Below are 14,097 nucleotides of genomic sequence, written 5' to 3' on the forward strand. Positions count from 1 at the left end.
AGCTCACCGGCGGTTCCGGGCCATCCACTGCCAGAGGTGGGTGCTCCCGATGGCCGGGTCGTTGCGGGCGACGTAGATCCACGACCAGTGGCCGGGGAACCGGTGGCCGTTCCAGACGACCTGGTCGTAGAGCGTCATCGCCGAGCGGGGGATCAGCTCGTGCGCGTGGACGGTGTTGGCCACCGGGTCCACCGTGTCGTCGTCGCGGGAGGTGACCAGCCAGGTCGGGGTGCTGATCGCGGCCAGTTCGGCGTCGGGCAGCAGCGGCGGATCGCCGGCCTTCCGGGCGGTGACGACGCCGCAGACCGGGACCGACGCGGCGAACGTGGCCGGGTAGGTCGTCGTCATCTTCAGGGTCATGTAGCCGCCGTTGCTGCAGCCGGCGACGTAGACGCGTCCGGGGTCGACCGGCCGCGAGCGGTGCACCTCACGGATGATTTCGCGGATGAGCGGGGCGAAGCGGGGACCGTCGTCCATCCAGGCGGACGTGCTCTGCGGGGCCACCACGTAAGCGCCGTCGAAGATCGCCTGTGCTTCCCGGGTGGCGAAACCGAGGGCGCCGCGGTTGGCGCGCAACGTGGTTTCGTTGTCGTAGTAGCCGTCCGGCAGGGAAGCGCCTTCGCCACCACCGTGGAGCCAGACGATCAAGGGACGCCGGCCGCGGACTGCCGTGGGGGAGTACAGCCGGTACTTCATCCCGGCGCGGGAGGTGTGGTAGCCGAAGGCGTCGACCTCGGGATTGGCCAGCCGGCCTTGCGTGAACCGGGTGAAGGTGACCGGCCGGCCGTACCGCGGCCGAACGGGCGCGGTCTGCGTGATGGTGTAGCGGAGATCGAGCCGGACGTTGCGCCTCCTGCTGTCGAGGTAGCCGAGGGTGCCGCCGCCGGTCTGGCCTTCGCCGTGGCTCAGTTCGAGCACGATGTCCCCGCGGCGATCGAGCCGCGCGGCCGTCACGGGCCGGTCGAGGTCGTAGCCGACATCCTGGCCGCCGGTGTCGATCGGGCTGGTGGCCTTCGCGTGCACGCGGAAGGTGCCGGTGGTCAGGCTCGCGGGATCGATCGGCCCGAGCCGGGAAGTGTAGAGGGTGATCGAGGTGACCTGTTCCCCGCCGTCGAGCGTCTCCGCGTCGAGGGTGAAATTTACCTCGAGACGGTCGTCGCCGGTGGCGAGAGCAACCCCCGGCAAGGCGAGTCCTGCGGTCAGGCCCGCGCCGGTGACCAGCACATTTCGGCGGCTGAAGACCTTGTCCATGCGAACCCCTTTCGTAGCTCACGACTTCCCATGCTATTCCGGTGAACGCCGTCTTATTTCTCGATCACTCGAGCGCGTTTTTCTGCCCGGAATTCGCGATTGCCGAATTCGGGCATGGGACCAGCGGGTGAGCCGGCCGGCGCGGCGCGGCGGTCAGCCGGCCGAGCCGGGCCGGTCGGCCAGGCCCAGCCGGAGGTGTTCGCTGTGGTAGATGGCCTCGTCGAGGAGCTGGGCGACGTGGTTGTCGTAGAGGCTGTAGACGATGCTGCGGCCGGAGCGGGTGCCGGTGACCAGCCCGAGGTTGCGCAGCAGGCGGAGCTGGTGGGAGACCGCCGACTGTTCCAGCCCGACCGCTTCGGCCAGTTCGGTGACCGGTCTGGGGCCCTGCCGCAGTTCGGTGAGGATCAGCAGCCTGCTCGGGGTGGCGAGGGCCTGCAGCGTGGTCGCCACGTGAGCGGCGGCTTCGGCATCCAGCCGGCCGGCCGGCCGGCCGCGGCCCTCGACCCCGTGTCCCATGGCGGGAAGCATACCTCCCCATACACATGAAGACGTCTTCATGTGTTCTGTTATGGTCGAGCGGTCTGCTCGTTCCGTCCTGGAGGTGCTCGTGGCTTCGTCCACTGCCACGCCGGCCCGTCCGGCCCCGCCGCAACCGGCTGCCGCGCCGCCCCGGCGGACCCGGTGGCTCGCGCTGCCCGAGATGCGCTGGGCCGCCGCGGCACTGGTGCTGTTCCTGGCCGGGCTCGTCGTCCAGGTGCTGGGCGGGCCGTCATGGGCGTGGTGGGCGCTGTACCTGGCCTGCTACGCGACCGGTGGGTGGGAGCCGGGCCTGGCGGGGCTGAAGGCGCTGCGGGAGAAGACCCTGGACGTGGATCTGCTGATGGTGGCCGCCGCGATCGGGGCGGCGGCGATCGGGCAGGTGATGGACGGCGGGCTGCTGATCGTCATCTTCGCCACTTCCGGCGCGGTGGAGGCGCTGGCCACCGCGCGGACCGAGGACGCGGTGCGCGGGCTGCTGGAGCTGGCCCCGGAGACCGCGACCCGCCTCACCCCCGACGGCGACGAGCGGAGCGTGCGAGCCGCCGACCTGGATGTCGGGGACGTGATCCTGGTCCGGCCGGGGGAGCGGATCGCCGCCGACGGCGCGGTGGTGGCCGGGGCGAGCGAGGTGGATCAGGCCACGATCACCGGGGAACCGCTGCCGGTGGACAAGACCACGGGCGACGAGGTGTTCGCCGGCACGCTGAACGGCACCGGGTCGCTGCGCGTGCGGGTGGACCGCCGCGCCGGGGACTCCGTGGTGGCGCGGATCGCGGCCCTGGTCGAGGAGGCCGGCCGGACCAAGGCCAAGACCCAGCTGTTCGTCGAGAAGATCGAGCAGCGTTATTCGGTCGGCATGGTCGCGGCCACCATCGCCGTGTTCGTCATCCCGTTGTTGTTCGGCGAGCCGGTGCAGGAGTCGCTGCTGCGGGCGATGACGTTCATGATCGTCGCCTCGCCGTGCGCGGTGGTGCTGGCCACGATGCCGCCGCTTCTGGCGGCGATCGCCAACGCCGGTCGCCACGGCGTGCTCGTGAAGTCCGCCGTCGTGATGGAACAACTCGGGGCCACCACGCGGGTCGCGTTCGACAAGACCGGCACCCTCACCCGCGGCACCCCCGAGCTCACCGAGATCCACGCCCTGCGGGCAGGTGGTTGCACCGAGGAGCAGCTGCTGCGGCTGGCCGCCGCCGCCGAACACCCCAGCGAGCATCCGCTGGCCGCCGCGATCGTGCGCGCCGCCCGCCGCCGCGACCTCGGCCTGCCCACGGCCGACGAGTTCAGCGCCCGACCCGGCCGAGGCGTGTCCGCCCGGGTCGGAGACCACTTCGTCGAAGTCGGTTCACCCGCGTCCCTGCTGTCCACTTCGGACGCGGAGGCCACCGAGGCCATCGCGGCTGCCGAGGCGCTCCAGCAGCGTGGGCACACCGCCGTCGTCGTGCTGTGCGAGCGGCGCCCGGTCGGTGTGCTGGGCTTGGCCGACCAGGTGCGGCCCGAAGCCGCCCCGGTCGTCGCCGCGGTGACCCGGTTGACCGGTGCCGCACCGGTGCTGCTCACCGGCGACAACGCCACCGCCGCGGCCCGGCTCGCACAGCAGGTCGGCATCGCCGGCGTCCGGGCCGGGCTGCTGCCCGAGGACAAGGTCACCGCCGTCCGCGACCTCGAAGCCGGCGGACAGCGGGTCGCGGTGGTCGGTGACGGCATCAACGACGCGCCCGCGTTGGCCGCGGCACACACCGGGATCGCCATGGGCGGGGCGGGTTCCGACCTCACCCTGCAGACCGCCGACGCCATCGTGGTCCGCGACGACCTGGCCACCATCCCCGCCGTTATCGCCTTGTCCCGCCGCGCCCGCCGGGTCGTGGTCGCCAACCTGGTCATCGCGGGCACCTTCATCGCCGGTCTCGTGCTCTGGGACCTCATCGGCACGCTGCCGTTGCCGCTGGGCGTGGCCGGACACGAAGGCTCCACCGTCATCGTCGGCCTCAACGGCCTGCGGCTGCTCCGCCGAGCCGCCTGGCACCGCGCGATCCGCGCCGGACAACCGGGCTGACGTCGGACGCCTCGGTGCCGCGGGCCGGGCGTGGAACTCCGCCTGGAACCGGGCTCCTGGTCGGCTCGGTGTTCGCCGAGGGGCCGGGGGAGGAGCCCGGCGCACTGCTGGGGCCGGACAGCCCGCTGCTGCCCGGCCCCAGCAGCGTGAGGTGGTGCTCGCCGGCTGCCGCCTTCGCCGTCAGGAATCTGCTTTGGATGTGTGTGGTCAGGTGCCGGGCTGGGCGGACAACTCGTCGAAGTAGGTTTTCATCGCGGGGTAGTAGTCGTCGAAGCTCGGTTGGGGTGAGCCGTCACGGGCGGCTGTGAGCATGTCGAGGTAGTACTCCCAGCCGGGCCCGACCTCGCCGATTCCGTCCTCGGTGTCGAGATGGTGCACGAGCCGCAGTTCCGTCGAACCGTTCGCCTCGGACAACAGCAGTTCCATGCGCCAGGCCCCGGCTTCGTCGGTCATCGACACGGCCAGCCGCCGGGGCGGCTCACACGCGTCGATGCGCAGATCGCACCACGGAGCCTCGTCCTCGAACGCCATCTGCACCTTGATCGTCCGGCCGGGTGCGGCGTCACCTTCCCAGGGCCCGAACCAGCGGGTGGTGCGCTCGGGTTCGGTGAGACTGGCCCAGACATCTTCGGCGGGTGCCCGGAACGTCCGGCTCAGGACGAGATCGCTTCCGGTGCCGGTGTGGAACAGCCGGCCGGTGGGTAGGCGGTTCATGCCGTGTTGCCCTCTCCTTGGTTGGCCGCGCGGTGAGTGCGGCGTTCGCGGCGGGTGCGGTAGATCTCCGTGGTCAGCGCGTCGAGGCGATGCTCCCAGCCGGAAGGCCGGAGGAACTGGGTGAGCCACGTGGCGAGCTCGGCGAACTGCTCGACGTCGAGTACGTAGAACCGTTGCCTGCCGACAAGTTCGTCACGAATCAGCCCGCTCTGCCTGAGGACACGCAAGTGACGGCTCACGGCAGGCCTGCTGATCACGAAGTGCCCGGCGATCTCTCCGGCGGACATCCGCCCGTCCCGCAGCATCACCAGAATTTCCCGTCGCACGGGGTCCGCGATCGCGCCGGCCACCTCGTCCACTGCAAAAGCGTAACACATCGGTTACGCGTTAGGAAGGCCCGGGCGAGGTGGCCGACCACGTGCGCTGGGCGCCCGGCCCCGCCACCCGCGGGCGGCTTCACTGTCCGTGATGGAGGGTGGTCAGCCGGACCTGCGGGGCCGTCACGTTGCTCGGCGATGCCGGCCGCGCCACCTCACCGACCGGCGGCAACGGCGCGAACATGGGCACGCCCCGCCACGGAGCCGCGGTGCGGACCCGCCAGCGGATCTCGTCGATCAGGTGCCGTCTTTGGGCCGTCGACACGCCCGACAACGCCAGCTGGGCTTGGGGTGAACCTGGCACCGGAGTCCGGGCTGGTGTGCTCGTGGGTGTGGGCCCGTAGCCGTGGGGCTGCGGGCCTGTCCCGTGTTCAGGCTGTGAATGGGAGTGGTTCGTGGAGGTTGTTGCGCCTTGGCTTTCGGCGCCGGTCGATGAACACCGGTGGCAGGAACTCCGGTAACCCGTCAACGGCGATGCGGACTTCCCAACCCGAACGGTGCAGCAACCGATGGTGATGAGCACACATCAGCACCAGGTTGGTGAGATCGGTGGGGCCACCATCTGCCCAGTGCCGGATGTGGTGACCTTGACAGTGCCGGGGTGGCCGATGACAGCCCGGGAACGCACAACCCCGGTCCCGGAGGAACAACGCCCGGCGCAGCCCGGCGGAGATCAGTCTGCGGAGGCGGCCGAGGTTCAGCGGTTCGCTCTTGGCGCCCAGGACCGCGGGGATGATCATGGCGTCGCAGGCATGCACCCGCGCTTCGGCCGCGGTCATGGTGCCGGTGTCGCCGAGGGTGGCCTTGCCAACTCCGGACTTCAGGTCCTCCAATGACACCGCGACCATGACGTGGGCCCGTTCCCCGGCCTGCATCGGCAACTCCGGAGAATTCAAGGCCAGGTCGACGGCGTCGGAGAACGCATCGCCATAGCGCTGCGGGGTGGTGCGGAAGTCAGGACCCTCATCCCCGGTACGACGCCCCGCCAAAGCATCCAACAAGGCGTGGGCGCGGGTGCCGGTCTCGTCATCGAACCGGCCGCTGAGTTCCCAGATCCCGGTTCTTTTGTGGCGGAGGAACAGCTCCCGGGTCGGGGCGGTGGGTTCGGTGTCGTCGGGTGCGGGGCCGTCGGGAACCAGGTGGGCGAGGATGCGGACGCCGAGGGCAGCGACCTGCTTGTGCCCGGCCTCCTCGGCGAAGGTCAGCAGGTTGGTCTCGGCACTCGCGCAGTGCTCGGGCGGAACCTGGGCCAGGACAGAGGTGATCACGTCGATCATCGGGTTGCTCAACCGCCCCGCCCGAGCCGCGGCACCGGTCGAGGGAGCCAAGGCAGGGATCGGGCTGCCGTCAAGGTTGCGGCCCGGATTCACCAGGCGGGCGCGTTTGATCAACCGTTCCGTAGCCGGCTTCGGCACATCGGCCAAATGCTCCAACAGTCGGGCAGCGGACCGGTAGCCGAACAGCTCCATCACCCCGCGCTGCTCGATTTCCACCAGCACCGCACCAAGTTCGGCCTCAGCAGACCGTATGCGCGCGACCAGCTCGCCGATGCGGTCGGCGAGAGCCACCGCCTCGGAGGAGAGAGCCGCGTCGTTGGTCATGTCTCCAAGCTACCGGCGATCGAACACAGGGTCATCACTCGATACGGTGGGAACAAAAGGTAAAGCCGCTGTCCGCACCCGAGAACACCGAAAACCACGGCAGGGCAACCGAAGCGTGGGGAATCGGCGCTGCCGACCAACAACGCGACCCAACCCCTGGAACGCCGATTTCCCACGCCACGGCGAAGCCGTGCCTGAAACCCAGCCAGGACGTCAAGGCACCGCAGCGGCAGCAATCGACGGCGCGATCCGCAGCGCATTGGCCCCAATGGTCAACGCCGGGTTGAGCGCGGCCGACGAGGGAAAGAACGACGCGTCCACCAGCCACAGGTTGCCAACGTCGTGACTGCGGCACAACGGATCCAGTACGCTCTCCGCCGCATCAACCCCGGCAACAGCCGTACCGCACATGTGCGAGTTCGTCTCGATCCCCATCCGCTGCGTGCCCAGCAGATACGGAGAGCTCTCGTAGAAGTCGTTGATCCCCAGCATCTCCTGCCACTTCGTCGGATTGGTCCGAAGTGGATTCACGCTCCGCCGAGTTGACCGCGCCCGCCGCGACGACGAACTGGCGGGCGGTGATCCGGATCGTCCGGCCGCGCTCCGCCACAGGTCCTAGCTCGAGGCCGAGCCGAGGTAGACCCGGGCGGTGGACGTCTGGCCCGCGGAATCCTGGATCGTGTAGTCGAACCAGTCCGATGTGACCCACGGACCGGCCGGGGTGTAGCCGAAACCGGTCGGGCCGAAGCGCACCGTGCCGCTGTGCGCCGGTCCGCCGCGCACGACCGTTACCCCGTCCCCGGTGTCGTTGGCGATCACGTTGCCGCTGACGGGGCTGCCCTTGCGCATGTCGAACGAGTCGTCGTGGGCGACCGGTGGTGCGGGCAGCGGTGGTGGGGCCAGCACTTTGCGGATGCGGTTGTTGTACTGGTCGGCCAGGTACAGGTTGCCCGCGGCATCCACCGTGACGCCCGAGACAGCGCGGAAGCTCGCCGAACGCGCGGGTCCTCCGTCGCCGGCGAACCCGCTGTCGCCGTTTCCGGCGACGGTCCGGATCCGGCCGTCGGGCTGCACCATGCGCACCCGCCCGTTGCCGGTGTCCGCGATGTAGAGGTTCCCGGACCGGTCGACGGCGACGCCGTACGGGAAGTGCAGCTCGGCCTGGGTCGCCGGGCCGAGGTCGCCGCTGAAGCCCGCGGTTCCCTTGCCCGCCACCGTGGTGATGACGCCGCCGCTCACCTTGCGTACCCGCTCGCCGTTCGTTTCGACGATGTACAGCGCGCCCGCCGCGTCGATCGCCAGGCCGCTCGGGTTCGTGAGGCACGCGTTCGCCGCCGGGCCGTTGTCGCCGCAGGAACCGAGGGTTCCGTTGCCCGCGAAGGGCGTGATCGTGCCACTGGGTGTCACCTTGAGGACTCGGTTGCCGTCCCACTCGGCGACGTAGAGGTTCCCGGCGGTGTCGGTGACGACCCCCCTCGGCAGCGCGAACGTGCCGACGGTCGAGATCCGCCCGGCGGTGTCGACCTTCCTGACCCGCTGGTCGTTGCCCGAGAAGTAGACGTTGCCCGAGCTGTCGGCCGTGATGCCCCACGGGCCGTCGAGCTGCGCCCACGTCGCCGGGCCGCCGTCGCCGGTGTGGCCGCGCTGCCCGGTTCCGGCGAACACACTGATGTTCCCGGCCGGGTCGACCTTGCGGACGAAGTCCTGCAGGGCGTCGGCGATGTAGAGGTTCCCGGCCCTGTCGAACGCCGTGTTGGCGGGCGCGTTCAGCGACGCCGCGGTCGCCTGCCCTCCGGTGCCCTTGCCGAAGACGCCGGTGCCCGCGAGCGTGGTGATCACGTTGGCGGCCAGGTCGACGTGCCGAAGCCGGTAGTTGTCGACGTCGCCGATGTAGAGGTGGCGGCCGGCCGGGTCGACGGCGGTGCCTTCCGTGTGCAGGCCGAGCAGCGCGCCGGTCGCCGGGCCGTTGTCGCCGCCGTAGCCCGCCTGCCCGTTGCCCGCGACCGTCGTGATGACGTGGCTCGCACGGTCGATCCGCCGGATCCGGACGTTGTACTGGTCGTTGACGTAGAGGTTCCCCGCGTCGTCGACGGTCACGTCGAGGGGACCTCGGAACTGCGCGGCCGTCGCCGGGCCACCGTCACCGGAGCCGCCGGACTGGCCGGTGCCCGCGATCGTCGAGATGAAACCCCAGGTGTCCACCATCCTGATCCGGTTCTGCGAGTTGGCGGCGATGAAGACGTTGCCCGCGCGGTCGACGGCGACGCCGAACGGTGAGCCGATGGCGGCGCTGGTGGCGGGCCCGCCGTCGCCCAGGCTCGGCCCGCCGCCCGCGATGGTGCGGATGATCCCGGACGTGTCGACCTTGCGGATCCGGCTGTTGTAGGTGTCGGTGAGGTAGACGTTTCCGGTGCCGTCGACCGCGACGTCCCAGCTCCCGTCGAGCAACGCGCTGGTCGCGGGGCCGCCGTCGCCCGCGAACCCGTGCGAGCCGGGCGTGCCCGCGACGAGGGTGCGCACGCCCTGGGGGCTGATCTTGTACACCGAGTCGGAGTCGGCGCTGAAGAGGGTGCCGTCCTCGGCCACGGCGAGACCGAGGCCGCCGCATCCGGTGCAGACCGTGCTCAGGACGCCCGCGGCGTCGATCTTCATGATCCGCGCCGGTTCGTAGTACTCGGAGTAGTACCGGTTGCCCGCGCGGTCGGCGGCGACGCCCCGGGGGTGGCCGATCGCGTGGCGCGCCGACGGCGGTCCGCTGGTGTCGAGGGTCGTGCCGTCGCCGGCGAACGTCGAGATCGTGCCCGATTCGGCGGCCGAGGCCGGGGGAACCGTGATGGCGGACGCGGCGACGACAGCCGCGAGCACACCGAAAACTCTGCGTGCGAAGGACATGCGGCCAAGAAACCACACCGGAGGCGCGAAACGGCCCCCGCTGAACCTCGGGGCAGGCGATCCCACCCCGGCGGACGGGCCTTTCGGGCCGAAGCGAAAGGCCGGTCAGACCCGCTCGCCCACCGGGGTGAGCCGAAGGGCGAACCGGGCGTGCTCGGGCAGTTCGATGAACGAGACCGGCTCCGGCGTGGCGCCGCGTGACGCGCTCGCCGCGCCGATCCCCACGAGGCTCTCCACCAGCCCGCGTACGGTCGGGACGTCGCAGTTCAGGTCCCGGGCGAGCCGCGCCAGCGTCGTGGTGCCGCCGGAAGCGGCCAGGGACCGGGAGATCAGGCCGGTCACCCTGGCGATGGCCGGGCTCGGGGCGGCTCCGCCCAGGCTGTCTTGCAGCCGCGCGTGCCGGAAGTGGTGGACCGCGCCGGAGCGGCGCAGCACCCCGAGTTCGCAGGCCTCCGCCAGGAACCGGTGGAGGCGCCAGGGCAGCCTGCCGCGCAACGGCAGCCAGATCCGCACGAACAACACCCAGCGACCCCAGACCGAGGCCAGCAGGACACTGGGCAGGGCCAGCGCGAACGTGCCGACGCCGGTCAACCCGAGGAGCCGGGAACCGACGGTCCCCGCGACGGCGGCGAGGGCGAGGTTGACCAGCGCCGTGGTGCGGCTGCGGGCCAGCAGCCGCTCCGGGTTGGCCGCGCGCTGTTCCGGGTCGGGGACGACGAAGACGGTCGCGGCCACGCCCACGAGCGTTGTCACGGCGACGACGGCCGTGACGTTCTGAACGCCCAGCCCCGTGCCCACCGCCCAGGCCATCAGGCCGATGCCCAGCGGCAGTGCCCCGGCACGCAGTTGCTCCCCGGTCAGGCGGAGGCGGTAGCGCAGCAGCCCCGGCCGGAACTTCAGCGTGAGCTTGCCGATGAAGACGCCGGCGAGCGGGCCGATCGTGAGGCCGGTCAGGGCGCGGGCCAGGATTCCCTGGAAACCGTGGTCGACGACGGCGCCCAGGACGACCGAGCCGACGATCGAGGTCAGCGTGACGAACCCGGCCACGACGAGGACCTGCGCGCGGTCGGGCACCAGGTGTTCCAGCCGCCACCACGCGATTTCGCGGGTGCCGGTGGCGTGCAGGTGCTTGGCCAGTCCCGTGAACCACCGGGTCGGCCGGCGCGGGTCCCGGTAGACCGCCGGCAGGAAGCGATCGACGAGGTGCGCCTCCAGCTCTTCCTTGCTCGCGGCGGCTCGGAGCAGCTCGGCGGGGTCCTGGCCGGGGCGCTCCACGTACGAGGCGATGGCGAGGAAGGTCATCAGCGGGCTGGTCAGCACGTCGCGCAGCGGGGCCTGGCGCCGGAGCGCCCGGATCACGCCGTTCCAGAACGGTTTCCCGTCGGCGGTGTGGCGCTGGGTGCTGCGTCCCAGGTAGGCGGCGACGTCGTCGGCGCCGAGCGGGGCCAGCCGGACGACCGCAGCGGCCTTGAGGGGTTCGTCCCCGGCGGCCTCGCGGTATTCGTCCAGCCCGCCGGTGACCACGAGCGGCAGGCGGACGTCGGCGTTGAGCCCCGCGATCGCCGCGGCCCTGAGGTGGCCGGCCAGCTCGTCGAAGCCGTCGAGGACGGGGAGCACCCGCCGCTGGTCCTTCACCAGGACGTCCGCGAGCCTGCGGCCTCGGCGGTCGCGGGCGTCGAGCACCTTGTAGTCGCGGGCCAGCCGATCGGCCAGCCAGTCGGCGAACGCGGTGGTCTCCGGGTTCCAGGACGCGATGCCGACGACGACGGGGATGGGGCGCAGCGGGTCCCGCCGGGCGCGGGGCAGCAGGTGCTCGCTCAGCCGCGCGGCGAGCACCGTCTTGCCCGAGCCCGGCGCGCCGACGATCACCAGCCGCCCCGGCTCCAGGGTGCCGAACAGGTCGCAGAGCTCTTCGGCGCGGCCGGAATCGACGACGGGTGCCTGGCCCGGCGTGCCGGCGACGTTGTCCCAGTGGTCCGCCCACCGCTCCCGGACGAGCCGCCACGACACCGGCATGGGCGCGGGATGCCTCGTGGTGCTCAGGTAGCCGGCCAGCTGGTGCTGGACGAGCGTGCCGAACCGGTCGGCCGCGCCCGCCGGGTCGGCCCCGCCTTCGGCCCAGCGCTGGGCCTGCCAGAACAGGAGGGCGGCGCCCGCGCCCGCCAGCGACCCGCCCGCGATCCACCACAGCGGATGGCTTTCCACCGCGGGGAACCAGGGACTCTCGCCGCCGGTCGCCACGTTGACCGCCACGGCCACGATCGCCGCGGCCGCGGAACCCAGGAGTGCGGCCGCGATCAGCACCAGCCAGCGCCGCACCGGCACCTCCGCGGTCACGAACCCGATTGCAGTCTGCGGACTAGTCGCGGGCGGGCGGACACGCGTTACGAGCGCGCGGCCACGTTCGGCTGTTCCGCCCGAGGGAACCGCCGCGACCTGTTACGTTGCGACCGGTCCACGGGGGATCCAGGGCGAGGAGAGTCGATGGTGGAAGCTGCTTCGCCGCAGCTCCTCCGAGGGCGCTACCGGCTGGGCTCGGTGCTCGGCGAGGGCGGTTTCGGCAAGGTGTGGCGCGCGATGGACGAGCTGATCGGGCGGGCCGTCGCCGTCAAGGAGCTGCGGCCGCCGTCCGGGCTCCCGGTCGACGAGAAAGCGCTGCTCGGCCGCCGCGCGTTGCGGGAGGCGCGCACCGCGGGGCAGATCAGCCACCCCGGGGTCGTCGCGATCCACGACGTCCTGCCCGCCACCGAGGACGACGACGCGGTGTACGTCGTCATGGAGCTGGTCGAAGCCCCGTCGCTCGCGCAGGTGCTGGAGCGCGACGGGCGGCTGCCGGAGGGGCGGGTCGCGGCGCTGGCGGTGGGGATCTTCGACGCGCTCGCCGCGGCCCACCGGATCGGCGTGGTGCACCGGGACGTCAAACCGGGCAACATCCTCGTCCTGCCCGGCGACCGGGTGAAGCTCGTGGACTTCGGCATCGCGCACGCGGTCGACGAGACCCGGCTGACCCGCGACGGCGTCACCGGGTCCACCGCGTACATGGCGCCCGAGCTGTTCCACGGCGAAGATCCCACGCTGGCCGCCGACCTGTGGTCGGTGGGGGCCACGCTGTTCCACGCACTCGCGGGCCGCGGCCCGTTCGACCACCCCGCCGCCGCGGCCGTCGTGCACGCCGTGCTCTACGCCGAGATCCCGGCGCCCCCGTGCGGTGGCCCGCTCGGGCGGGTCGTCGCCGGGTGCCTGGTCCGCGACCCCGGGCGGCGCCTGACGGCCCAGCAGGCCTTGGCGCTGCTGGGTTCCGACGTCACCGTGCCGCAGGCGCCCGGCACCGGCCCGGCGGTGCCGCACCGCCCGGCGACCGTCGCCGCGACGGCGCCCCACGGCCCGGCGCCATCACGGGTGAAGCTCCCCATGGTGTTCGCCATCGTGGGGCTGGTCGTCGCGCTCGTGGTGGTGCTGGCCATCGCGAACCCCGGGGACAAGAAGACGCCGGTGCCCGTTGCCACGCTCGGGGCGCTGCCGGGCGCGGTGGCACTGGGCGGGACCGAGGTCACGCAGGCGGCGACCTTCAGCCCGGACGGGCGCCTGCTCGTCACCGCGGTCGAGTCGGCCGTGCAGTTCTGGGACCTGGCCGATCCCGGCCACCCGCGCCCGGCGGGCCGGATCCCGCGGCCCGAGCTGGGCAAGCAGCCCTACTTCGAGCTGGCCGCCTTCCGCCCCGACGGCCGCGTGCTCGCCGTGACCGACGAGCTGGACGAGACCGTCCAGCTGTGGAGCACCGCCGATCCGGCGCACCCGGCGCAGCTCGGGCAGCTGTCGGCGCGGGAGCTGCCGTGCTGCGCCATCGACGCCCTCGCGTTCAGCCCGGACGGCCGGACACTCGCGGTGACCCGCTCGGGCGAGGTGCAGCTCTGGACCGTCGCCGACCCCGCCCACCCGGCGAAGCTGGGCTCTTCGGTGAAGCTGGCCGGTGTCGCGTCGGCCAAGCTGATGGCGTTCGGTCCCGACGGCCGCACCCTCGTCGCCGGCCAGCAGGACGTCGGCCCGGTGCTCGTCCTGGACGTCGCGAACCCGGCGCACATCACGCCGTTGAGCAGCTCGGACGAGGACGGCCTGACGGCGGTGGCGGTGCGCCCGGACGGCCGGGGCTTCGCGCTCGGCAAGTCGGGCTCGGTCCAGCTCTGGACGGCCCCGGTCCGGACGGCCGGTCCGGCTCAGCGGCACCAGTACGGACCCGTCAGCTTGGCGTTCGGTGCGGGCGGCCGCGTGCTGGCCCTCACCGCCAACACCGGCACGGTCGGGCTCTGGGACGTTCCGGACGGCGGCGAACCGGCCTTCAAGGGCGAGGCGAAGCTGCCCGGGACGGACAAGCTCGACGGCCTGGTGCTCGGTCCGGACGGGCACACCGCGGTGACCGTGACCCGGGATTCGCTCGCCCTCTCGCTGCTGCGGATCGGCTGAGCGGCACGGCGAGGTGCCCGGCTTTCGATGATCTTGCCAGGAAATCGCGAGCCGGTACCGAATGGCGTGAGCCGTTTACCCGCCTGGCGGTCCCGGCGGCGGTGGAACGTGCGTAGCGTCACGGGTCCGGATCCAGCGGCGGATCCGCGGATGGGGTGAGCCTGGAGAGCTCCCCGGCGCCGTTCCGCCGCGGTGGGGCTGCGGGGGG

11 protein-coding genes are annotated in these 14,097 nt (G+C 71.9%); 2 read left to right on the plus strand and 9 right to left on the minus strand.

Translation table 11 applies throughout. The features are described 5' to 3' along the window. Positions 1–3 precede the first annotated feature (3 nt). Both I4Q55_RS41670 and I4Q55_RS41675 read right to left on the minus strand, forming a co-directional pair. On the minus strand, positions 4–1,251 hold the full coding sequence (locus I4Q55_RS41670; RefSeq protein ID WP_206796078.1) for a prolyl oligopeptidase family serine peptidase: 1,248 nt from the start codon (positions 1,249–1,251) through the stop codon (positions 4–6). Positions 1,252–1,404: 153 nt separating this feature from the next. Then, entirely contained in the window at positions 1,405–1,767 is a 363-nt protein-coding gene (locus I4Q55_RS41675) for a metalloregulator ArsR/SmtB family transcription factor (protein WP_206796080.1), read from the minus strand. Positions 1,768–1,819: 52 nt separating this feature from the next. Between I4Q55_RS41675 and I4Q55_RS41680 the strand changes: the two genes are divergently transcribed. Beyond that, on the plus strand, positions 1,820–3,844 hold the full coding sequence (locus I4Q55_RS41680) for a heavy metal translocating P-type ATPase (protein ID WP_206796113.1): 2,025 nt from the start codon (positions 1,820–1,822) through the stop codon (positions 3,842–3,844). Between the two features lie 207 nt (positions 3,845–4,051). On the opposite strand, the gene I4Q55_RS41685 is transcribed toward I4Q55_RS41680, so the two are convergent. From I4Q55_RS41685 to I4Q55_RS41715, 7 genes are all read right to left on the minus strand, one after another. Continuing rightward, positions 4,052–4,558: an SRPBCC family protein gene (locus I4Q55_RS41685; protein ID WP_206796081.1), complete on the minus strand. Its 507-nt coding sequence runs from the start codon at positions 4,556–4,558 to the stop codon at positions 4,052–4,054. Further along, complete coding sequence (locus tag I4Q55_RS41690) at positions 4,555–4,917, minus strand: metalloregulator ArsR/SmtB family transcription factor (protein ID WP_307793452.1); 363 nt, start codon at positions 4,915–4,917, stop codon at positions 4,555–4,557. The genes I4Q55_RS41685 and I4Q55_RS41690 overlap by 4 nt, the downstream gene beginning before the upstream one ends. 97 nt (positions 4,918–5,014) lie before the next feature. Continuing rightward, the gene (locus I4Q55_RS41695; RefSeq protein ID WP_206796083.1) at positions 5,015–5,239 is read right to left on the minus strand and encodes a hypothetical protein; all 225 of its coding nucleotides are present in this window, start codon (positions 5,237–5,239) and stop codon (positions 5,015–5,017) included. A 67-nt stretch (positions 5,240–5,306) separates the two neighbouring features. After that, entirely contained in the window at positions 5,307–6,536 is a 1,230-nt protein-coding gene (locus I4Q55_RS41700; protein ID WP_206796084.1) for an HNH endonuclease signature motif containing protein, read from the minus strand. 213 nt (positions 6,537–6,749) lie between these two features. Further along, complete coding sequence (locus I4Q55_RS41705) at positions 6,750–7,028, minus strand: GMC oxidoreductase (protein WP_206796085.1); 279 nt, start codon at positions 7,026–7,028, stop codon at positions 6,750–6,752. A gap of 123 nt (positions 7,029–7,151) precedes the next feature. Beyond that, positions 7,152–9,428, minus strand: coding sequence for an NHL repeat-containing protein (locus tag I4Q55_RS41710; RefSeq protein ID WP_206796086.1), 2,277 nt, complete (start codon positions 9,426–9,428; stop codon positions 7,152–7,154). 105 nt (positions 9,429–9,533) lie between these two features. Next, positions 9,534–11,765 (minus strand): NACHT domain-containing NTPase, encoded by a 2,232-nt coding sequence (locus tag I4Q55_RS41715; RefSeq protein WP_206796087.1) that lies wholly within the window; start codon positions 11,763–11,765, stop codon positions 9,534–9,536. A gap of 147 nt (positions 11,766–11,912) precedes the next feature. Between I4Q55_RS41715 and I4Q55_RS41720 the strand changes: the two genes are divergently transcribed. Next, the gene (locus tag I4Q55_RS41720; RefSeq protein ID WP_206796089.1) at positions 11,913–13,889 is read left to right on the plus strand and encodes a WD40 repeat domain-containing serine/threonine protein kinase; all 1,977 of its coding nucleotides are present in this window, start codon (positions 11,913–11,915) and stop codon (positions 13,887–13,889) included. Positions 13,890–14,097: the final 208 nt, after the last annotated feature.

The sequence above is a fragment of the Amycolatopsis sp. MtRt-6 genome (genome assembly GCF_017308975.1).
Lineage (GTDB): Bacteria > Actinomycetota > Actinomycetes > Mycobacteriales > Pseudonocardiaceae > Amycolatopsis.